19 protein-coding genes are annotated in these 20,805 nt (G+C 69.0%); 12 read left to right on the forward strand and 7 right to left on the reverse strand.

Features of this window, described 5'->3' with window-relative positions:
* Positions 1–48: 48 nt before the first annotated feature.
* Positions 49–1,347, reverse strand: coding sequence for a condensation domain-containing protein (locus tag ACIQD6_RS14505; RefSeq protein WP_401881923.1), 1,299 nt, complete (start codon positions 1,345–1,347; stop codon positions 49–51).
* A 395-nt stretch (positions 1,348–1,742) separates the two neighbouring features.
* On the opposite strand from ACIQD6_RS14505, the gene ACIQD6_RS14510 reads away from it, so the two are divergent.
* On the forward strand, positions 1,743–2,972 hold the full coding sequence (locus ACIQD6_RS14510; RefSeq protein ID WP_401881926.1) for an MFS transporter: 1,230 nt from the start codon (positions 1,743–1,745) through the stop codon (positions 2,970–2,972).
* Between the two features lie 59 nt (positions 2,973–3,031).
* Here ACIQD6_RS14510 and ACIQD6_RS14515 read toward each other — a convergent pair whose 3' ends face one another.
* The 4 genes from ACIQD6_RS14515 to ACIQD6_RS14530 form a co-directional block, all read right to left on the reverse strand.
* Positions 3,032–3,763, reverse strand: a complete 732-nt coding sequence (locus ACIQD6_RS14515) for an SDR family NAD(P)-dependent oxidoreductase (RefSeq protein ID WP_401881928.1) — start codon at positions 3,761–3,763, stop codon at positions 3,032–3,034.
* 194 nt (positions 3,764–3,957) lie between these two features.
* A complete protein-coding gene (locus tag ACIQD6_RS14520; protein WP_401881931.1) occupies positions 3,958–4,716 on the reverse strand; it encodes an SDR family oxidoreductase in 759 nt (252 codons plus the stop codon).
* Positions 4,717–4,970: 254 nt separating this feature from the next.
* Positions 4,971–5,924, reverse strand: a complete 954-nt coding sequence (locus tag ACIQD6_RS14525) for an SDR family NAD(P)-dependent oxidoreductase (RefSeq protein WP_401881933.1) — start codon at positions 5,922–5,924, stop codon at positions 4,971–4,973.
* A 180-nt stretch (positions 5,925–6,104) separates the two neighbouring features.
* A complete protein-coding gene (locus ACIQD6_RS14530) occupies positions 6,105–6,923 on the reverse strand; it encodes an SDR family NAD(P)-dependent oxidoreductase (RefSeq protein WP_401881936.1) in 819 nt (272 codons plus the stop codon).
* A gap of 150 nt (positions 6,924–7,073) precedes the next feature.
* Here ACIQD6_RS14530 and ACIQD6_RS14535 point away from each other — a divergent pair, with 150 nt between their 5' ends.
* On the forward strand, positions 7,074–7,646 hold the full coding sequence (locus ACIQD6_RS14535) for a TetR/AcrR family transcriptional regulator (protein WP_401881938.1): 573 nt from the start codon (positions 7,074–7,076) through the stop codon (positions 7,644–7,646).
* A gap of 94 nt (positions 7,647–7,740) precedes the next feature.
* On the opposite strand, the gene thpR is transcribed toward ACIQD6_RS14535, so the two are convergent.
* Positions 7,741–8,337, reverse strand: a complete 597-nt coding sequence (gene thpR / locus ACIQD6_RS14540) for an RNA 2',3'-cyclic phosphodiesterase (protein ID WP_401881941.1) — start codon at positions 8,335–8,337, stop codon at positions 7,741–7,743.
* 279 nt (positions 8,338–8,616) lie between these two features.
* On the opposite strand from thpR, the gene ACIQD6_RS14545 reads away from it, so the two are divergent.
* From ACIQD6_RS14545 to ACIQD6_RS14580, 8 genes are all read left to right on the forward strand, one after another.
* Entirely contained in the window at positions 8,617–11,616 is a 3,000-nt protein-coding gene (locus ACIQD6_RS14545) for a LodA/GoxA family CTQ-dependent oxidase (RefSeq protein WP_401881943.1), read from the forward strand.
* A complete protein-coding gene (locus tag ACIQD6_RS14550) occupies positions 11,613–12,779 on the forward strand; it encodes a tryptophan 7-halogenase (protein WP_401881945.1) in 1,167 nt (388 codons plus the stop codon). The genes ACIQD6_RS14545 and ACIQD6_RS14550 overlap by 4 nt, the downstream gene beginning before the upstream one ends.
* A gap of 127 nt (positions 12,780–12,906) precedes the next feature.
* A complete protein-coding gene (locus ACIQD6_RS14555) occupies positions 12,907–13,155 on the forward strand; it encodes a DNA-binding protein (RefSeq protein WP_401881948.1) in 249 nt (82 codons plus the stop codon).
* Positions 13,155–13,487 (forward strand): helix-turn-helix transcriptional regulator, encoded by a 333-nt coding sequence (locus tag ACIQD6_RS14560; RefSeq protein ID WP_401881951.1) that lies wholly within the window; start codon positions 13,155–13,157, stop codon positions 13,485–13,487. The genes ACIQD6_RS14555 and ACIQD6_RS14560 overlap by 1 nt, the downstream gene beginning before the upstream one ends.
* Before the next feature lie 551 nt (positions 13,488–14,038).
* Positions 14,039–14,203, forward strand: a complete 165-nt coding sequence (locus ACIQD6_RS14565; RefSeq protein ID WP_401881954.1) for a hypothetical protein — start codon at positions 14,039–14,041, stop codon at positions 14,201–14,203.
* 249 nt (positions 14,204–14,452) lie between these two features.
* Positions 14,453–14,746 carry a Dabb family protein gene (locus tag ACIQD6_RS14570; protein WP_401881956.1) on the forward strand — a complete coding sequence of 98 codons (294 nt, stop codon included), beginning with the start codon at positions 14,453–14,455 and terminating at the stop codon, positions 14,744–14,746.
* A gap of 176 nt (positions 14,747–14,922) precedes the next feature.
* A complete protein-coding gene (locus tag ACIQD6_RS14575) occupies positions 14,923–15,756 on the forward strand; it encodes an RNA polymerase sigma factor SigF (RefSeq protein ID WP_401881959.1) in 834 nt (277 codons plus the stop codon).
* A gap of 235 nt (positions 15,757–15,991) precedes the next feature.
* The gene (locus tag ACIQD6_RS14580) at positions 15,992–16,867 is read left to right on the forward strand and encodes an RNA polymerase sigma factor SigF (protein ID WP_401881962.1); all 876 of its coding nucleotides are present in this window, start codon (positions 15,992–15,994) and stop codon (positions 16,865–16,867) included.
* Between the two features lie 168 nt (positions 16,868–17,035).
* On the opposite strand, the gene ACIQD6_RS14585 is transcribed toward ACIQD6_RS14580, so the two are convergent.
* Complete coding sequence (locus ACIQD6_RS14585; protein ID WP_401881964.1) at positions 17,036–17,242, reverse strand: hypothetical protein; 207 nt, start codon at positions 17,240–17,242, stop codon at positions 17,036–17,038.
* Positions 17,243–17,683: 441 nt separating this feature from the next.
* Here ACIQD6_RS14585 and ACIQD6_RS14590 point away from each other — a divergent pair, with 441 nt between their 5' ends.
* The gene (locus ACIQD6_RS14590) at positions 17,684–18,157 is read left to right on the forward strand and encodes a MarR family winged helix-turn-helix transcriptional regulator (protein WP_401881967.1); all 474 of its coding nucleotides are present in this window, start codon (positions 17,684–17,686) and stop codon (positions 18,155–18,157) included.
* Positions 18,158–18,201: 44 nt separating this feature from the next.
* Complete coding sequence (locus tag ACIQD6_RS14595) at positions 18,202–20,727, forward strand: MFS transporter (RefSeq protein WP_401881970.1); 2,526 nt, start codon at positions 18,202–18,204, stop codon at positions 20,725–20,727.
* Positions 20,728–20,805: the final 78 nt, after the last annotated feature.

The raw sequence follows: 20,805 nt of genomic DNA on the forward strand, positions 1-20,805 counted from the left end.
GTGCGTGGAATACAGCTGGTGTGCCGCCGTGCTTTCACGGACGAAAGATCAGGCCGGGATGTCACCGACGGCGAGGTTCGGGTCGGCCGTCTCGAGCGCGTGCAGCAGGGAGAGCAAACCGTCCATGTGCCGGTCTGTTTCCTGCGGGCTGTAGAGCTCGGGGTGCGCGTCGAGAATGACTTCGGTCGTGCCGTCGGCCGAGGTCTGGAAAAAGTACACAGTCAGGTCGACGGTGAGGGGAATCGACATGGTGCGCATGACGGCCTGGGACCCGGCGAAGTCCAACTTGTAGTCGAACTTCATGACGTTGACCATCGGTCCCCACAGCCGCGCCCCGCCGCCCTTCTCCACGATCTCACGGGAAATCTCGGCGGTGGGATAGCGGGAATGCAACAGCACTTCCCGCACCTCCAGCGACACCTTCCGCGTGAACACGTCGAGCGGGGACGCGGTGTCCACGGTGAGACGCAGCGGCAGGATGTTGATCGTCATGCCGGGTACGTGGCGCACCTGCGGGCTCAGGCGGCCGCTGGTGGGCAGGCCGATCAGCAGCTCACCGGCGCCCGTGGTGCGGGCCACGTACGCCGCCACGGCGCTGACGACCAGGTCGGACCAGGTCGCCCCGAGACCACCCGCCGCGCGCTCCAGGCGTCCGACGGTGTCCGGCGTGAGTTCGGCGGTGCGGCGGCGCCCGATGGCGAGCCCCGCCTTCCGGCCGGCGAGGCTCTCCGGCTCCGGATGGTCGGCCATTTTCCGCAGCCAGTGCTCCCGGTCGCGGGCGCGGCTCTTTCCGTCCCGGTAGGCCGCCTCGCTCTCCAGCAGTCGTGCGTACGGGGGAAATCCGCCCTCACCGGGCGGGAGTCCTCGGGCGAGCGCGGTGTACACAGCGGCGGTGCGGTTGAAGACGAGCGCGAGACTGTAGCCGTCGACGACGGCGTGGTGCACCCGCCGGTACAAGAGGAAGTGCTCGTCGGCGACTTTGATGAGCGCTGCGGTACACAACCGGAGCGGGTCCACCGGACGGTGGGCGTCGGATTCCATCCAGGACTTCGCTGCCGCTTCCGGTACGGATTCCGCGCTCAGATCCAGGAAGGTCAGCGGGGCCGTATCGTCGCGCAGGAACTGACGGTGTTCGCCCTCCGAAGTGACGATACCTATGCGCAGCGCCTCGGCTTCTCGCTCGACGTGCTCATGCGCGGCATTCATCAGAGCAAGATCGACTCGTCCCCGGATTTCGAGGTAGTCGCAAATACAGTAAACGGGGTTGCCCAAGTCTTCCCATTGAGCTGCCCAGGTGCGCAACTGCGGAGCAAGTAACGGAAATTCTGTTCTCTCGCGACTAAGCAACGTTCACTCCTTGCGGGGACGCTGTGCTTAAATCGACGCCATATCACATGGACGGAAGGGGACGGGAGAGGCGGGAAACAACTGCACCCTGAATCCAACATGCCACCCAATGGAACACCCAGGATCCAGCGGAAGCATGTGCCAACGTCACGGCATGCAAGAGTAAGCAGCCCCTCATCCATGCGTCAACCGGCCTTTTGCCATCAATCGGCCGCCCGATATGAATCAGCCAAACCGAAGCGCTTCGGCCACTTCTCACCAACGAGAGTTTAGGCTGGCCTACGGCCGTTCTTCCCAATCTCCCAAAACTCACTCATACTTCCCTGAACCGCTCCCTTTTGAAGGGAAAGGGCTATATCGCGTTTTGGTGCACTCGCTGTGAACATGGAGGACGGATGGCAACGGAGAAGCCGACGAACCGGCGTGGTGTGGCCGTGGTCGGTGCGCTCATGCTGGGCGCGTTCGCCTTCAACACCACCGAGAACCTGCCGATCGGCATCCTCAAGCTGATCTCGGACGACCTGGGCCAGTCGCTGTCGGCCGTCGGTCTGCTGGTGTCCGGCTACGGCCTTACCGTGGCCCTCGTTTCGGTGCCGATCGCCAAGGTGACCCACTCGGTCCCCCGTCGCCTCGTTCTCTGCGCCCTGCTGGCCGCGCTGCTCCTGGCGAGCGTCGCGGCAGCCCTGGTCTCCTCGTACTGGGTGCTGCTGTCCAGCCGGGTGATCACCGCGGTCGCCCAGGCGCTGTTCTGGGCGGTGATGGGGCCGGTCGCGGTCGGCCTGTTTCCCCCGCACGTCCGCGGTCGCGTCATCGGAGCGCTGTCCGTGGGCGGTTCGCTCGCCCTCGTCCTCGGGGTGCCCGGCGGCGCCTGGCTGGGCCAGCACACCAGCTGGCAGGTCCCGTTCCTGGTGGTCGGCGCGCTCGCCATCCCCTCCTTCGTCGTCATCGCCACCTTGTTGCCGACGTCCCGCCCGGAAGAGGGGCACGCCGTGCGCGGCGTCGTGCCGGACACCCGCCGGTTCGCGGTCGTGCTGACCGTCACCGGGCTCACGGTCACCGGCGCCTTCGCCGGGTTCACCTACATCTCCGACTTCCTCGTGGACGAAGCCGGGTTCAGTGAGTCCTCCGTCAGCACCCTGCTCCTCGTCCTCGGCATCACCGGCATCATCGGCGTGACGGTGTACGGGCGACTCCTCGACCGCTTTCCGCGGGCGACCCTCACCCTCCCCGTGACGACGCAGGCAGTGGCGCTGCTCGGCCTGTACATGACGGGTGATTCACCGACCGTGGCGGTAGTCATGATCGTGTTCCTCGGCGCGTCGCTGGGCCCCATCTTCATGGCCACGCAGAGCCGCGTCATGCACTTCGCGCCGGGCCGCACGGAAACGGCCATCGCCGCGAACGGTGCCGCCTACAACTCGGGAGTGGCCGTGGGCGCCCTCGCGGGCGGCCTGCTGCTCCCCTTCTTCGACGTGCGCGGCATGTTCCTGATCGGCGGCCTGATGACGGTCGCCGCACTGTTACTCCTGCTCGAGGAGCAATTCCTGTCCCTGGGCCGCAAGGCACGGTTGACCGACAGCCCCGACCGGGCCGAGGAGAGGGACGATGTGAGCGCCACGCCCTGAGCAGGGCAATCCGTGCCGGGCGCGCTGCTCACGAATCCGGGTGATGACCGCCGTGCACATCACCAGGGCACTTCGCCGGCGTCCTCGAAGAACCTGCCGGTCGGGCCGTCGTCGGGCAGGGTCGCGAGTCTGACGGCGATCGCCGCGCCCTGTTCGGGGGTGCGCACGCCGTGGAAGTCGTTGAGGTCGGTCGCGACATAGCCGGGGCAGCAGGCATTGATCAGGATGTCCGTGCCGCTCAGCTCCCGGACGTACTGGAGGGTGACGGCGTTCAGGAACGTCTTCGACGGCGAGTACGCCGCGGACACCGGACCCACCGTCTGCTCAGGGTCGGTTCCCGACTGCCGGGTGAGGGAGCCGACGCTGCTGGACATGTTCACGATCCGGGGTGAGGCGGAGCGGCGCAGCAGCGGCAGCATCGCGTTGGTGACACGGATGACGCCGATCACGTTGGTCTCCACGACCGTCCGGATGGTGGCGGGGTCGACCCGGGTGGGCTCCTGCGGCATGCCGCCGGTGATGCCGGCGTTGTTGACGAGTACGTCGAGGCGCCCGGCCTGTTCCTCGATCAGCCGTGCGGCGGCGGTCGCGCTCGCGTCGTCGGTCACGTCCAGCGGTACGCCGAACGCGTCGGCGCCGACCGCGCGCAGTCGCTCCACCGCCGCCGTACGGCGCTGATCGTCGCGGGCGCCGACGCCGACGCTCCAGCCGAGGGCGCCCAGGCCCGCGGCGATCTCGTAGCCGATTCCCTTGTTCGCGCCGGTGACCAGCGCAATCGTCTGTTCACTCATACGAACCATGCTGCATGCCGCCTCGGACCCCGGCGAGGGGACCACCATCGAAAGAGCGCTGGCAGCGATACCGCCCGGGTATGAATCCGAAGCGCCGTGGCCGTACGGGACCCGGGAACCGCGATACGAAAGCCGGTGCGTCCGGCGAACTGCCGGCGAAACCGCTCGGCGCGTCGCCGCCGAGCCCGACGCGGTCACTGCAACGCGCCACCGGCCACTATCAGTCCCTGCCCGCTGACCCAGCCGGCCAGGTCCGAGGCCAGGTACTCGGCTGCGTCGGCGACGTCGTCCACGGTCCCCATCCGCCGGCCGATACGTCCGGGCCCGCCGGTGACGAACTGCCGGATCGGGTGATCCGGGTCGGCCGCGGTGAAGACGCCCGCGCCTTCGATCGCCGTCGGCATGATGGTGTTGACGGTGACGCCCCGGTCAGCGAGCTCCTGCGCCAGCACCCCCACGACGTAATGCGGCGCCACCTTGCTCGATCCGTACAGCGCCTCACCGGCGAACGGAAGGGCCGTCGTGCTCGAACTGATGTAGATGATCCGGCCGTTGTCGACGACGTGACGGGCCGCTGCCTGAAGGGTGAAGAAGGTGCCCTTGGTGTTGATGGCGAACTGCCGGTCGAACTGATCCTCGGTGATCTCGACGAAGGGAACGCCGATCAGCTCGATGCCCGCGTTCGCGACGGCGATGTCGATCTGCCCGAATCGCTCAAGGGCCTGGGCGAAGAGCTGCTCGATGTCGGACACCTTGGACATGTCGGCCCGCAGGGAGAGCGTTTTGACGCCCAGCTGCTCGATCTCCGCGACCGTGGCGTCCGCTGCCTCCCGGTTGGCGGCGTAGTTCACGACGATGTTGGCACCGCGGCTCGCGTAACGCAGCGCGATCGCTTTGCCGAGACCTCGCGCAGAGCCTGTGATCAGGGCTGTTTTGCCTGTCAGATCGGTCATTTCTCACTCATTCCAGGTCGGTTCGGACGTGTCGTTACCCGTGCCGGAAGTGCCCGTGCCTGACGCCGCGACGCTACTTCGGACTTACTCATCTAGGGTCTTTCGTTTGGATCAGGCCGGATCAGGGAGCGGGGTCTGGTGCCGTGGATCGCAAGGCGGAGGAGTGAGGCGACGCGGAGCGTCGTGGAGTGACGACAACGCGGCGAGGCGCGGTGCCAGGGCACGCGAGCCCGGCAAGATCCAAACGAGAGGCCCTAGATCAAGGACGCGGATACGGCCCAGAGGCGCGCGGCGTTGTCGCGGTCGAGGGCGTAGGGGGCGACACCGGTGGTGGCTCCGGCGCGTCCGGTGACGGGTTCGGCCTCGGCGCAGTCCTCGTAGTAGCGGCCGGTGACGCCGGCCACGGCCGGGGAAGCGGCCATCAGGACGGAGGTCGCGGCGCCCTGCTGGACGGTCTTGCCCGGCGGCAGGGCGAGTTCGCCGGCGGCCATCATCCCGGCCACCGCTTCCATGTCGGTGTTGCGGGACAGGCCGGTGTCGCCGATGTTGCCCGGCATCACGGCGTTGACGGTGATCCCGTCGTCGGCCCAGCGTTCGGCGGCGGCCACGGCGAAGTGGACGACAGCCGTCTTGGACTGGCCGTAGGAGGTCCACGGGTCGTAGGGGCGATAGCGGTAGTCGAGGTCGTCGAAGACGACCGGGGAGAAGAGGTGTCCGATGGAGCTGACCGCGACGACCCGGGCGCCGCCCGCCGCCGCGAGCGCCGGGTGGAGGCCGGTGGTGAGGGCGAAGTGGCCCAGGTGGTTGACACCGAACTGCCATTCCCGGCCGTCAGGTGTGCGGGCGATCCGGGGCGGCGCCATCACTCCGGCGTTGTTGACGAGGATGTCCAGCGGGCCGTCCCAGGCCGCCACGAACGCGGCCACCGTCGACCGGTCGGACAGATCGAGCCGGCCGACCGACAACTTCCCCGAGCCGGACGGAAGTTCCGCCTCCAGGCGGGCCGCCACCTGCGCGCCCGCGTCGGTGTTCCGGACGGCCAGGGTGACGTCGGCGCCTGCGGCGGCGAGTGCCCGGGTCGTCTCCACTCCGATCCCGGAACTGGCTCCGGTGACCACGGCGCGGCGGCCGTGCAGGTCGACGCCGTCGATTACTTCGGCGGCAGTTGTGGTCGCACTGAACGTGCGGGGAGTCCGAGGTGCGGACATGAGCTGTGTCTCCTGATGCGTGAGGTGCCGAGGGCCACGTCATGTGTGGTCACTGTCGAACGAGATGTGTGGTCACTGTCGAACGAGTTCGACGCTCGGCGAGGGCGGGCCGCCAGGCCCAGGGGTGGAACCGCCGGACCCGGGATGCGGGTCCCGCGCCGTCGGGCTGTGACGGGTTGGTCAGCCCTGCGCGATCCGGGAGACGTGCTGCCAGTCGGCCCAGGTCTTGAGCCGCTCGGTGTAGAGCGGCTCGATGATCTCGATGGGCTCGGTCCCGAACAGCACACGCAGCGGCGGGTTCTCCGCGTCGACGATCTCCAGCAGGGCGGCGCCGGCGTTGCCCGCTTCGCTGTGGCGGGCCTCGCCCATGCGGGCCGCCATGGCTTCGCGGACCGCGTCGTAGGCGGGGTTCGACTCGGCGCGCGCGGCCGAGGGGCCGGCCCAGTCGGTGCTGAAGCCGCCCGGCTCGACAATGGTGACCTTGATACCCGCGCCGGCGACCTCCTGGGAGAGGGAGTCGCTGAAGCCCTCCAGGGCCCACTTGGATGCCTGGTACGCGCCCAGCGACGGGAAGGCGGCGACGCCGCCGACGGACGAGATCTGCACGATGTGGCCGCTGCCCTGCGCGCGCAGGATCGGCAGCACGGCCTGGGTCACCCAGAACGCGCCGAAGAAGTTCGTCTCCATCTGGTCGCGCACCTGCTGCTCGGTGACCTCTTCGACCATGCCGAACAGTCCGTAGCCGGCGTTGTTGACCACGACGTCGAGGCGGCCGAACTTCTCGTGCGCCGCGGCCACCGTGGTGGCGACGGCCGCCTTGTCGGTGACGTCGAGCGCCAGCGGCAGGACCGCGTCGTCGCCGTACTTGGTGACCAGATCCTCCAGCGTCGCCGCGTTCCTCGCGGTCGCGGCGACCTTGTCCCCGCGCTCCAGCGCGGACTCGGCGAAGGCGCGGCCGATGCCGCGGGACGTACCGGTGATGAACCAGACCTTGCTCATGACTTCTCCTTGGGGGGGTTGGCCTCCCGGGGCTGCCCCCGGTGACGGCTTCACCGTACCCCACAAAGTTAGACCCGTACAAAATTAGCCTCATCCATAAATGCATCCGTCCAGAAATCGCACGTAGTATGGACTCATGGGAGGAACCACATGAACCTGCGCGAACGCAAGAAACTGGCGACCTGGCGTGCCATCCGGACCGCCGCGCTGCGGCTCTTCGACGAGCAGGGCTACGAGGCCACGACGGTCGAGCAGATCGCGGAGGCGGCGAACGTCTCGCGCGCCACCTTCTTCAACTACTTCGCCGGCAAGGACGCCGCGGTCCTGGACCAGGATCCTGAGGAGCGGCTCAACTGGCAGGCTCTGATGGATGAGCGCCCCGCGGACGAACCACTCTGGGACTCGCTCACCGCGATCCTGACGGGGTTCTGCCAGAGCCTGCGCGACCGCATGCCGCTGCAGCGCCGCATCAAGGCGCAGTCACCCGCCTTCGCGCAGTCGGCCCAGCGCTTCGGCGAGCAGTTCTTCAGCGACCTGAGGCGCTGGGTGGAGTCCCGCATCACCGGCGCCGACGAAATGACTCCCGTCCTCCGGCTGAACCTCGCGGTGGCCGCCACGATCACCGCCTACGAGACCTGGCCCGCGGAAGAGTCCTTCGACGGGTTTCTGCGACGCCTGGAACGCTGCCTGCGGCAGGCCGGCCCCGGCGCGCCCGACGAGTGACCGAGTGACCGGCGGGGGAAAAGCTTCCGCCTGTGGCGGAGGCGGGCCGTCCGTCACCTGCGGTCCGGGTTCGTCACCTGCGGTCCGGGTTCGTTCAAGATCCTTCGCGGTTCCCCTCGCCGAGGGGCCAGGCCTCGATGTCGCGGTAGTGGATCGGTCCGCGGCTACGGCCGACGTTGCTGCCGACCAGGTGCAGACGTTCGGCATGCCAGCGGCGGCCGGTGAATCCGGCGAGTCCTTCGGCGATTTCTCCTGTCGTGGACCGATCTCCCCGGCGTGCGCGGGCCAACGTCAGATGTGGGTGCAGGGGCCGCTCCTCGAAGGCGACACCGCAGCTCTTGACCGCGGCACGCACATCGGCGGCAAGCATGTGCAGCTCATCGAGGTCTCCGTCGATTCCGCTCCACAGCACCCGGTCGTCGAAGTTTCCGCTGCCGCGAAGTGCCAGACGAAGTGGTCGGCGGTCCGCCGCGAGGTCGGCGAGGGGCGGGCGCAGGAGCGGAACGGTCCCGGCCGGTAGCTCCCCGAGGAACGCCAGGGTGATGTGCCAGTCCTCGACGCGGTTCCACCGCAAGTCAGGGTGCGTGTCATATGCGGGGCGCAGCTCCCGGGCCAGTTCTTCTTTCGCGTGGTCGGGCGGGGCGAGGGCGATGAACACGCGAACGGTCGCGGGCTGAGTCTGTTCGTTCACACCGGACTTCGTACCGCACCCGGGTCGCGGACGCGGCGGCGGGCCGGGTTCACATCCCTCCGCGCCCACACCGGCGCGTGGACGGCCTCAAACCCGTACACCCCGGGCCGTACGGGCCTGCTCCATCGGGCAGAGCGTCCCGGCGCTCCATGCCACCATCTGCGTGCCTTACTCCCTGCCAGACATATTTGGGTCGGGTTTGTTCCAGTCATGTACGGAGAACACCGAACCGGCTCGACCAGCACTCGACCAGCACTCGACCAGCAGGAGAGCGCGACCATGACTGGGACACCCGACCCGCACCGGAACTCCCCGGAGGCCCTGCCCGACTGCGCCACCGAGCCGATCGCCGGGATCGTGGCCGAGTTCGTGGGCGAGCGCATGGGGGACCGGATCGCCCAGGGGCAGGATCCGGCTCTGCGACCGGTCTTCGTCAAATATCACGGCGCTGCCCGTGGCGTTCTCACCGTCGCCCCCGATCTGCCACCGGACCTCCGTACCGGATTCCTCGGCGCCGCGCATGGACAGGAAGGGGGCCTGACCGCCTGGGTCCGCTTCTCCAGCGACACCCTGCCGGACCGGACCGATTTTCGCCGCACGATCGGCATGGGCATCAAGCTTTTCGGTGTGTCCGGACCGAAGCTGCTGGAGGAGGAGGGCCGGGCGGACACGCAGGACCTCGTGGTGCAGAACCACGACGTCTTCTTCGTCGACACCGCCCGGGACATGTGCGAATTCCAGCAGGACCCCGTGGCGTACCAGAACGCCCACCCGCTCACCCGCCGCATTCTCGAAGAGATGCGAAAGCCGGAGGAAAGCACGCTCAGGGCCACGTACTGGGGTGTGCTGCCGTATGCGTTCGGGCCCGACCGGTACGTGAAGTACAAGCTCGTACCGGTCGACTGCCCGCCCGGTGACCCGCGGGCGACGCCGCCGGACGAGGATCCCTCGTTCCTCCGCGGCGACCTGCGGCATCGGCTGTCCGCCGGCGAGGCCGCCTTCGATCTGATGCTGCAGTTCCGCGCGGACCCGGACCGGATGCCGCTGGACCGCGCCACCGTGCGCTGGGAGGAGGCGCAGAGCGCCCCCGTCCTCGTCGCGAGACTGACCCTGCACCAGCAGGACATCACGGCACGCGGCCAGGAAGCCTACGGCGACAACCTCGCCTACAACCCCTGGCACAGCCTGCCCGAGCACCGGCCGATCGGCAGCATCGCCGAGGCACGCGGAATCGTGTACCGCTTGTCAGCGGCACGACGCCGCGACGCCAACGGCATTCCGGCGACGGAACCCGGTCCCGCACGGCCGCCGTCCGTCGAACCGCACGGGCGCGACGCCCGAGTCGTACGGGCCGCGATCCATCCCGCGATCGGGGTGGCCCGGGTCGGTGACAGCGCCGACCAGTTCTTCTTCGCCCCGGAGGTCGACGATCCGCCGCCTCTGCCCACCGGCACCTACAAGGACGCGACGGGCGCCCTCAAGCGTCAGGCGGCGCGTTTCCGCGTCTACGGCTACAACGCCGCCGGCGAGCCGGTCGCCGAACTGACGGCGGACAACGCGGACCTCCGCTGGACCGTGCACGTGGCCAACAAGAAAGCCGCCTGGTACCAGTTCCAACTGGCCCTGGACATCCCCGAGGCGGCCCAGGCGGCCCAGACCACCTTGCGCAACTCCACGGTTCCGGCCGGAGATCGCGGCAAGCTGATCATCGACCCCGGCCCCCGGTCGATCCGCGGCAGGGACCGTGCGGAGCGACCCGAGTACCGCTTCGACACCGGCTCCTTCCTGGGGAAACCCGTCTATCTGGGTGAGCTGCGCACCGACGGCGCCGGCCGGTTGATCTTCCTCGGCGGGCACGGTGTCTCCGCTTCCAAGGACAACACCCAGGCGACGAATTTCGCCAACAACGACGGCTGGCACGACGACGTCTCCGACGGGCCGGTGACCGCGCAGGTCCGTATCGACGGCCACGCGGTACCGGTCGAGCCGGCCTGGGTGGTGGTGGCTCCCCCGAACTTCGCGCCGGAAATCAAGTCGGTGCGCACCATGTACGACCTGATGCTCGACACCTTCGTGTCCGCCGGTACGCTGCCGACTCCGCAGCGGGTCTCGTTCACCCGTGACGTGCTGCCCATCCTGCGGCGCCTGTGCGACTTGCAATGGGTCAACCGCGGAATCGCGGCCCAGTTCGGACACGGCGGGCGCGAACACTTCCTGGCCCCCGACCGGCTCGCCGGACTGGCCGACCCCGGTCCACGCCACGGCGAGCTGCGTCAGCAGATCTGGGCCACGATGCGGGATCCGGACCGCGACGGGCTCTCTCCCGTGTCATGGCCACCGGTCTACGGCGACGCGATGAGCGTCCGCCCCGTCTCGGCACGGCAGCATCTGGCACTGTCCCCGTTGCAGTACGAGTTGCTGGCCCGCTGGGCCGCCGGGGACTTCGACGCCGACCTCGACCCGTCGGCGGTGGCGCCCGGGGTTCTTGACGACGTTCCCCTCCCGGAGCGTCCCCGGACACTCGACCGGGCCGCCCTGTCCTTCTGTGTCGCCGACGCCTTCCATCCCGGCTGTGAGCTCACCTGGCCGATGCGCCACCCCACCATGTACTCCGCACCGTTCCGGCTGCGGCACCGCGATCCCACCGAGCCCGAACCCGCGTACGCCAGTGTGCTCACCCCTCAGACGGCGCTCGCGGTCGACGGTCCGCTGTACGCGCAGGGGCCGGGCGATCTGACCCGCTGGATGGCCGTGCCCTGGCAGACCGACACCGCCCGCTGCCGCTCCGGCTATTACCTGGGCTACGGGCCGCGGTACGACCCCTACCTCCCCACGTTCTGGCCGGCGCGGGTGCCCAACCAGGTCCTGACGGAAGAGGACTACGAGAAGGCCATCGACCCCGGCCTCACCCCCGAGGAACGCCAGACCGCCTTCGAGCGCCGGGCCGTCTGGGACAGGTGGCTTCCCCCTGACCGTATCGAGCAGATGAACGCCATGGTCAAGGACTTCGGCAAGCTCGGGCTCGTCGAACGGCGTGTGGCGCCCACCGCCGGTCCGGACCTGCCCGCGACGATGCTGGTGGAGTCCGAGGTGAGCTTCCACCCTGAGCAACCCCCGCCCCCTCTGCGGAATCTGCGGTGCCTGCACGTGCCGGAGGCCGCCGACCCCGAACTGGGCGAGGCCGCCGTGGCGGCCGCCATCTCCCAGACCGACGTGCCCGACGAGGAGGTGATGGCGGGCTTCTTCGACAAGGTCGTGCGCTTCCCGGGCGAAGGGTGAACGCCGGCACCCGCCCAGCGGCTCCCGCCAAGGCAGGCCAGCGCTCCCAGGCGGTCGAGCGCTTCGAGGCGGTCGTGGCCGGAGGCGGCCCGGCAGGCGCCGTCGCGGCCCTGGTCCTGGCGCGGGCCGGCCGTCGCGTCCTGCTCGTCGACCGGCACACGGACCGGCAGGGGCCCTCCCCGTTCAAGGTCGGGGAGACTCTGCCGCCCGCGGCCCGGCCGTTGCTGCACGATCTGGGCCTGTGGCCCGGCTTCGCCGCCGACGCGCACCTCCGCTGCCCGGGCACCTACGCGTCCTGGGGGTCGCGGAGGCTCCACGGCCAAAGCCACCTCTACGACCCGAACGGACATGGCTGGCACCTCGACCGGAGCCGGTTCGACGCGTTCCTGCGCGACGCCGCGGTAGCCGCCGGCGCCCAGCTGCGGAAGGGCGACGTCGTACGGCACGTCACCGACGCCGGGGAGCCCCGCACGCTGATCCGCGAACAGGGCCTCGTGAAAGAGCTGTACTGCGACTGGGTCGTGGATGCCACCGGCCGCCGCGCCGTCATCGGCCGCCAACGCGCCCTCCGCCGCAGGCAGGACCGGCTCGTGGCCGTATTCGCCCTGTTCAGCCACCGCCTGCCCGGCCGGCGCACCGAGGACGTGGAGCTTCGTACGCTGCTTGAGGCGGCACCCCAGGGCTGGTGGTACACCGCCAGGGTCCCCGCCGGGCGGCTGGTCGCCCACCTCACCGACGCCGACCTCACCGATCCCGCTCTGCGCACCGCCGAGGGCTTCCTCGGCGCGGTCGCGCCGACCCGGCACATCCGTGCCCGCCTCGACGGCTACGACCCCGCCCACACCCCGGAACCACGCTGGACCGCGGCCCACGGGCTGCGGCTGTCCCCTCCGGCGGGTCCTGGTTGGATCGCCGCCGGCGATGCCGCGATCGCCTTCGACCCGCTCTCTTCCCAGGGCATCCTCACGGCCCTGCACACAGGAGCCCGCGCCGGCCGAGCCGCCCACCTGTGTCTGTCCGGCGAAACACGCGCCCTCGCGGCCTATACCGCCTTCCTGGATCGCATCGCGGACGCCTACGACCGGCATCACGCCGAGGCCTACCACCAGGAGCAGCGCTGGCGGACACACGCCTTCTGGCAGCGTCGGCAGCGCTCACCATGAATGGGCGGCACGCGACCCGGCCCCTTCAACGACCACCCGCCGTACGACCGCGTCGCGAACCGGTCGGCGACACGTTGCGCCACGAGACCATGGCGCTTGATCGGCCGAACGGGACCGCGGAACGACCGTGACACCCAAGGTTGTCCATACGCTTGGCTCTCTGCGCTTCATCCTGGGACACGACAGCGACGCCATTCGCCTGACCTACTGGCTCGCTCCCAACCGCCGGATCGTGCTCCTGACCGTGTTCCGCAAGACCCGGACGCGCGAAGAAGCCGAAGTGGACCGCGCCAGGCAGACGAGGAAGCGCTGCGAAGCGGAACGCCACACCGCGCATGACGAGTTCACTCGCGACGTACTGAAGGGAGAGGGCTGATGAACCACACACGCTGGAAGCTCGCCCGCGAACGCACCCACGCCGAGGGCTACACGGAGCCGGCCGAGGTCGAGACGATGCGCGCCGAGATCCGCATGGCCTTCGATCTCGGACAAGCCGTTTACGACCGCCGAGCCGAACTGGGCATCTCCCAGAGCGAACTCGCAAAGCGGGCGAACATGACCCAGCCTCAGGTATCGAAGCTGGAACTCGGGGGAACCGTCCCTACGCTGCCCCTTCTGGCTCGTCTCGCCAAGGCCCTCGACGCCTCGCTCAACATCGCCCTGGACGGCGACACTTCGACCGTCGTCTTCACCGCGCACGCTGCCTGATCACTCCACGGGATGCGATGTTCAGCGGTCCCGACGTGACCCCGCGACGAAGGCGTGCCGTCTTGCCGCCGCGCCGACAGCCGGCGCTGTGGCCGGGAGGGCCAGGAGCGAGCACAGGGACGATGGCGCGGACGGAGGCGGCCCTCGACGCGTCCGTCGGTCACGTGATGCGTGTCCGGGACAGCCTGGCCGTGGCCCCGGCGTCCGCTGATTACGTGGTGGGGCGAGGGGAGCGGCGTCGGGGGGGAAGACAGACCGCTCCCCCCGATGGGAACCGGTCCCGCAAGCCCGCGCCGCGGCCAGGGGGATAGCAGGCGGCGCGAACCCCGCAGTGGAGGCCGGTTCCTCGCCCGCGGGACTCCTGCCGGATCCGCCGGGCTCCCCTCCATCGTGCGGCCCCGCCGGGCCCGGACCACCCGGCAAAGGACCTCGACCGCCGGGTCCTTGGTCCCTAAAAGCTACGTGAGTGCAACCAACCGGCCTCTGGCCATTGGCGTTCATACGGTTAGACTCTCGCGACCGCACAGGGGAACCACGGGAGGAAGCGGCGGATGGCCCAAGCGAAGAAGATCGTCATCTACGCGGTGGCCGTTTTCGTGCTGTACACGATCATCATGTCCCCGGATCGGGCCACCGAATTCGTAGAGATCGGGTTCGAGGGCATTTCGAGCGGCGCCAAGGGCGCCGGCGAGTTCATGTCCGAGCTCGTCAACTAGGTCCGCCGTCGATCAGGATCCGCCTGCCGACCAGGATCCGCCCGGCAGTCAGGTTCCGCTCGTCGGTCAGGCTCTGCTCGTCGGTCAGGCTCTGTCCGACCGGGCAGGCCCCGGGCCCACCGGGCAGGCCCCGGGGCCGGGCCGGCCCCCCGGCCGTCGTGTCACAACCGCCCGGCCTCATCGGCGTGCCATGGTCTACGAGCCCACCGAGCCCGACGCCCCGAAGTCCGACGCCCCAAGGAGTGCCCCTTGATCCGCCACCTGGTCCTCTTCAAGCTCAATGAGGGCGTCACGCGCGACGAGTCGCGCGTGCTCGCCGGCGCGAAGGCCTTCGAGGAAGTCGGCGAGAAGGTCCCCGAAGTGGAGTTCTGGGAGTGCGCCTGGAACATCAGCGACCGCCCGATCGCCTACGACTTCGCCATCAACCTGGCGGTGGCCGACCAGGACGCGCTCCAGCGCTACGCAAACCACCCGGCCCACCAGGCAGCCGTTGTGCAGTGGCGCGAATTCGCCACCTGGGTGATCGCCGACTACGAGTTCTGAGTCTCCCGCTTCCCGCTGCCCCACACTCTCAGGTGTGGGGTTTTCGGGTTTATTACCCCATTTCGCCGTCAACACGGTTTTAACGGGTGCTTGCACACAGTGGACATGTCTTGTGATGCTATGACCGCTTTTGACGGATGAGTTGACGTAGTCGACCGCAGAGGGGTGGCGTCACCGTGCCGGCCAGTACTACGCCTCAAGTGCCGCCCCAGATCGAGACCGAACCACGCCCCACGACGGCGCAGAGCCGTGGCGCGGACACCCGAGCGCTGACCCAGGTGCTCTTCGCCGAACTCAAGGGACTCGAACCGGGCAGCGACGAACACACCCGGGTGCGCGGGGCGCTCATCGAGGCGAATCTGCCGCTGGTGCGCTACGCGGCCGCCCGGTTCCGGAGCCGTAACGAGCCCATGGAGGACGTCGTCCAGGTCGGCACGATCGGCCTGATCAACGCCATCGACCGGTTCGACCCGGACCGCGGGGTGCAGTTTCCGACCTTCGCGATGCCGACCGTCGTCGGCGAGATCAAACGTTACTTTCGAGACAACGTACGGACCGTCCACGTCCCCCGCCGGCTGCATGAGCTGTGGGTCCAGGTCACCGGCGCCACGGAGGACCTGACAACGGCTCACGGCCGCTCCCCGACGACCGGGGAGATCGCCGAGCGGCTGAAGATCTCCGAGGACGAGGTGCTGGCCTGCATCGAGGCGGGGCGGTCGTACCACGCGACCTCACTGGAGGCCGCCCAGGAGGGCGACGGGCTGCCCGGCCTGCTGGACCGGCTCGGGTACGAGGACCCCGCGCTGGCCGGAGTCGAACATCGCGATCTGGTCCGGCATCTGCTGGTGCAACTGCCCGAGCGGGAGCAGCGAATCCTGATGCTCCGCTACTACAACAACCTGACGCAGTCCCAGATCAGCCAGGAGCTGGGCGTCTCCCAGATGCACGTGTCAAGGCTCCTGGCCCGAAGCTTCGCTCGATTGCGATCCGCAAATCGGATCGAGGCGTAACTCTTACGGGTACTTTCCCTCGTTATTTTCCCTTGGCGGACCAAAGGCCGCACACCCTCTCTTTCCAGGGCGGATCCCGCACCTTCTTGTCGACAAGTCACTACAGCGTGTTGCCGACATGTGACATTCTGCTGGAACCGCGTTTGCCGCAGCCCCACCTCCGGTATTCAGGTGGAGGCTGCGTTCCTCCGACGGGAGCGGCCGACGCGACCGTCCGCGACCTCAAGGGGGTGGCATGTCCGTAGAACAGGGCAGCTCGAAGGTGCTCACGCTCACAAAGAGCGCTCCCGCGCCAGATGCTCTCGACAACCAGGTGGTGCAGCAGCCACGGGTGTCCCAGCCTGAGGCCATCGACACCCGTACTCTGTCCCGCTCCCTGTTCCTGCGGCTTGCCGTACTCGATCAGGACAGCCCGGAGCGCACCTACGTACGCGACACCCTCATCGAGCTGAATCTGCCGCTGGTGCGCTACGCGGCGGCTCGGTTCCGGAGCCGTAACGAGCCGATGGAGGACATCGTCCAGGTCGGCACGATCGGCCTGATCAAGGCGATCGACCGGTTCGACTGCGAACGGGGCGTGGAATTCCCGACGTTCGCGATGCCGACGGTCGTCGGTGAGATCAAGCGCTTCTTCCGGGACACCTCGTGGTCGGTTCGAGTGCCGCGCCGGCTCCAGGAGTTGCGCCTCGCGCTCACGAAGGCCAGTGACGAGCTGGCGCAGAAGCTCGACCGTTCGCCGACCGTTCCCGAACTCGCCGCCGTACTGGGCGTGTCGGAGGAGGACGTGGTCGACGGCCTCGCGGTCGGCAACGCGTACACCGCGTCCTCACTGGACTCGCCCTCGCCCGAGGACGACGGCGGGGAGGGCTCGCTCGCGGACCGGCTCGGCTACGAGGACATGGCGCTGGAGGGTGTCGAGTACCGCGAGTCGCTCAAGCCGCTCCTCGCCAAACTCCCGCCCCGCGAGCGGCAGATCATCATGCTCCGGTTCTTCGCGAACATGACGCAGTCACAGATCGGCGAAGAGGTGGGCATCTCCCAGATGCATGTCTCGCGGCTGCTGACCCGCACGCTCGCGCAGCTGCGCGAAGGGCTGATCTCGGAGGACTGAGGAGCGCGGACCCCGCCCGTCGCCCGTTCCTCCGGGCGACATGACGGGCGGGGTTTCGAATTGACGGTCCGTCGGTCAACTGCGGTCTGCCAGTTGCACGGTTCGTCAGTTGTAGGTCGCTGGGCGCTGTACGGGTCGGGCGCGCGGTGCCGTTGAGGCGCCGTACGATCAGAAGGCCAGCCAGCCGACGACGGCCAGCACCGCGATGACCGCGACGACGCCGACGATCAGACCGACCTTCGGCCCGCTCTGCTGGGGCGGCGCCTGCCGGCGCTGCGGCTCGCCGTCGTCGACGAACGCACGGAACATCTGAGTGCTGCCCGCGGGGTCGGAATTGCCCTCGGGGCCCTGTGGGGCATGGGGGTTGTGTGCCATACGGCAGGACCCTAGCGAACCCGCGGTTCCCGCCCAACCCCGGGCCCGCCACCGGCCGTCGTATATACGGAACGCGATATACGGAACGCCTGCGGGACGCCTGTCCCCTTGTGCGGACAGGGCGCGCCTTGTGCGGACCGGAGCCCTCTTGTGCGGACCGGAATCCTCATGTGCTGACCGGGAGCCCTCTTGTGCGGGCCAGGTGCCCCTTGTGCGGACCGGGTGCCCCAGCGCGACGTACGCGGGGTGCCGTACCCCCCTCCCCTCAGGTCGCACGCCCCCTGACCACGCCGGACAGCCTCCACGCCGGGCATTGACCGCGACCATGCGAAGCCTTTTGGGTTCCTTTACTCCCATGAGCCCGATTTAGTTTGCCTGTGGCAACCAACAGCTTCTATGGTTTTGTGGTTGCCCTAAGCAACAAGATTTCAGGGAGGGGCCATGGCCGCACAGAGTCAGTACGCGGAACTGGCCCGGCAGCTCAGTGCCATCGGTGTCATCAAGCGAGGCCTGGCTCGTGTCCTGCCCGCCGACTGCCCCGCGGGATCGGCCGCCGTGCTGACCCTGCTCGACCGGCACGGCGAGATGCGGATGAGCCGCCTCGCCGAGTTGCTGGCCGTCGACATGTCGGTGACCAGCAGGCATGTCGCTCATGTGGTGGACCGCGGCTGGGTCGAACGGTGTCCGGACCCCGCCGACAAGCGTTCCCGCATCCTGCGGCTCACGCCCGCGGGGCGGGAGCTGCTCGACGAGCTCGCCCGGCGGACGACCGACATGTTCGCCCACAAGCTCGCGGACTGGACCGATGACGAGGTCGGACAGCTCAGCACCATGCTGGACCGGCTGCGCAGCAGCTTCGGCGACTGCCGGGACTGGCGTTACGAGGACTCGTACACCCGTACACCCATGCGGTAACACCCGTACGCCCATGCAGTAAGAGACGTAAGACAAGGAATTCAATGGCTACGACCACACCAGTGGGTGTGCGGGGCGGCCACGCCAAGCACGGAGGCGGCGCCCCCGCCTCCGCGAGCGGTGCGCCGATGTCACACCGACAGATCATGGAAGCGCTGTCCGGGCTGCTCCTGGGCATGTTCGTCGCGATCCTCTCGTCGACGATCGTCACCAACGCCCTGCCCGAGATCATCTCCGACCTCGGCGGCGGGCAGAGCGCCTACACCTGGGTGGTGACCGCGTCGCTGCTGGCGATGACGGCGTCCACCCCGCTGTGGGGCAAGCTCTCCGACCTCTTCAGCAAGAAGGCCCTGGTCCAGATAGCCCTGGTCATCTATGTCCTGGGCTCCGTGGTGGCCGGCCTCTCGCAGAACGCCGAGATGCTGATCGCCTGCCGGGTGCTCCAGGGCATAGGCATGGGCGGTCTCTCCGCCCTCGCCCAGATCGTGATGGCCGCGATGATCGCCCCGCGCGAGCGCGGCCGGTACAGCGGCTACCTCGGCGCGACCTTCGCCGTCGCCACCGTCGGCGGCCCGCTGCTCGGCGGTGTCATCACCGACACCTCGTGGCTGGGCTGGCGCTGGTGCTTCTACGTCGGCGTCCCGTTCGCCGTCGTCGCCCTGATCGTCCTCCAGAAGACCCTGAAGCTGCCGGTCGTCCGGCGCGAGGTCAAGGTCGACTGGCTCGGCGCCTTCTTCATCAGCGCGGCCGTCTGCCTGCTGCTGGTCTGGGTCACCTTCGCGGGTGACAAGTACGACTGGGTCTCCGGGCAGTCGTACGCGATGGTCGGCGGATCGGTCCTGCTCGGTCTGCTCTTCATCCTCGTGGAGTCGAAGGCCGACGAGCCGATCATCCCGCTGCGCCTCTTCCGCAACCCGACGATCACGCTGGCCTCGCTGGCGTCGCTCTTCGTCGGTATCGCGATGTTCGCGGGCACGGTCTTCTTCAGCCAGTACTTCCAGCTGGCGCGCGGCGAATCGCCGACGATGTCCGGCGTCATGACCATCCCGATGATCGGTGGTCTGTTCATCTCCTCCACGGTCTCGGGTCTGGTCATCACCAAGACGGGGCGCTGGAAGATCTGGCTCGTCAGTGGTGGCGTGCTGGTGACGGCGGGCCTCGGGCTGCTGGGCACGCTGCGGTACGACACCCCGTACTGGCACATGGCGATCTACATGGCCCTCATGGGCCTCGGCGTCGGCATGATGATGCAGAACCTGGTCCTGTGCACGCAGAACCAGGTCTCCCCGCAGGACCTCGGCTCCGCCAGTTCCACCGTCACCTTCTTCCGCTCCCTCGGCGGTGCGGTCGGTGTCTCGGCGCTGGGCGCGGTGCTCGCCAACCGGGTCGCGCACTACCGCGACGAGGGCCTGGCCGAGCTCGGCCCGAAGGCCGCGGCCCTGGCCCACCAGAGCAGCGGCGGCAACGCCATCCCGAACCTGGACACGCTGCCCGCCCCGATGCGGAAGATCGTGGAAGTCTCGTACGGCCACGGCGTCGGCGATGTCTTCCTCTACTCGGCTCCGGCCGCGCTCCTCGCGCTGCTGCTGACGCTGTTCATCAAGGAGGTCGCGTTGAAGACGCGAGCAGGCGGTGAGAGCGCCGAGACCGCGGGATCCGCGGCGCCGGTCATGGAGACGACCGCCGAGGTGCCCGTGGCCGTGGCGAGCGCGGCCGGAGATACCGGTTCCCCGTCGGCCGTAGCCGAGGCGCCCGCCCTGGTGGACGCCGTGCCCTCCCAGCAGGCCGGTGCGCCTGCGCCCCAGGGCACCGCCGTACGCGGTGTGGTGCGCGGTTCCGAGGGCACGGCGGTGCCCCGCGCGGCCGTCACCCTGATCTCGCTGGGCGGACGCCAGCTGGCCCGCTCGGTCGCCCAGCCCGACGGCGGCTACGTCCTGGACGCGCCGGGCTCCGGCTCGTACGTCCTGATCGCCTCCGCCGACGGCTTCCAGCCACAGGCGTCCACGGTGGTCGTCGCGGACGAGCCGCTCTCGTACGACATCCTGCTCTCCGGTACGAGCGGCCTCACCGGGATCGTGCACAGCGCGGACGGCGGCCGGCCGATCGACGGCGCGATGGTGATCGTGACCGATGTGCGCGGTGACGTGCTGGCCACGGGGAAGTCCGCCGAGCAGGGCGAGTTCGCCTTCGGCGAGCTGGTCCCCGGCCCGGTGACCGTCGCGGTGAACGCCGCCGGTTTCCGTCCGATGGCCCTGCCGGTGGAGATCGGCGGCCAGGGTGTCACCCGGGTCGAGGCCGTGCTCCAGTCCGGCGCCCTGGTCCAGGGCACGGTCAGGGCGGGCGCCGCCCGGCGCCCGGCGCCCGACGCGCGGGTGACGCTGGTCGACGCGGCCGGGAACGTGGTCGCCACGGCGACGACCGGGGACGACGGAGCGTACGCCTTCGCCGACCTCGACGCGGGCGAGTACACGGTCATCGCGACCGGATACCCGCCGGTGGCCGGAGCGCTGACGGTGAACGGTCGCGGGGTCGACGGCCACGACATCGAACTGGCCCACCCCGGCGAGTAGTCGGACCGCAGGTGGCTTGGTGGCAGCGGGCCGGTTCGAGACCCCTGGACGGCGCGGCGTCCTGTAGCGGAGACGGCG

Origin of the sequence: Streptomyces sp. NPDC088400, assembly GCF_044753355.1 — a bacterium.
In the GTDB taxonomy this organism is placed as follows: domain Bacteria; phylum Actinomycetota; class Actinomycetes; order Streptomycetales; family Streptomycetaceae; genus Streptomyces.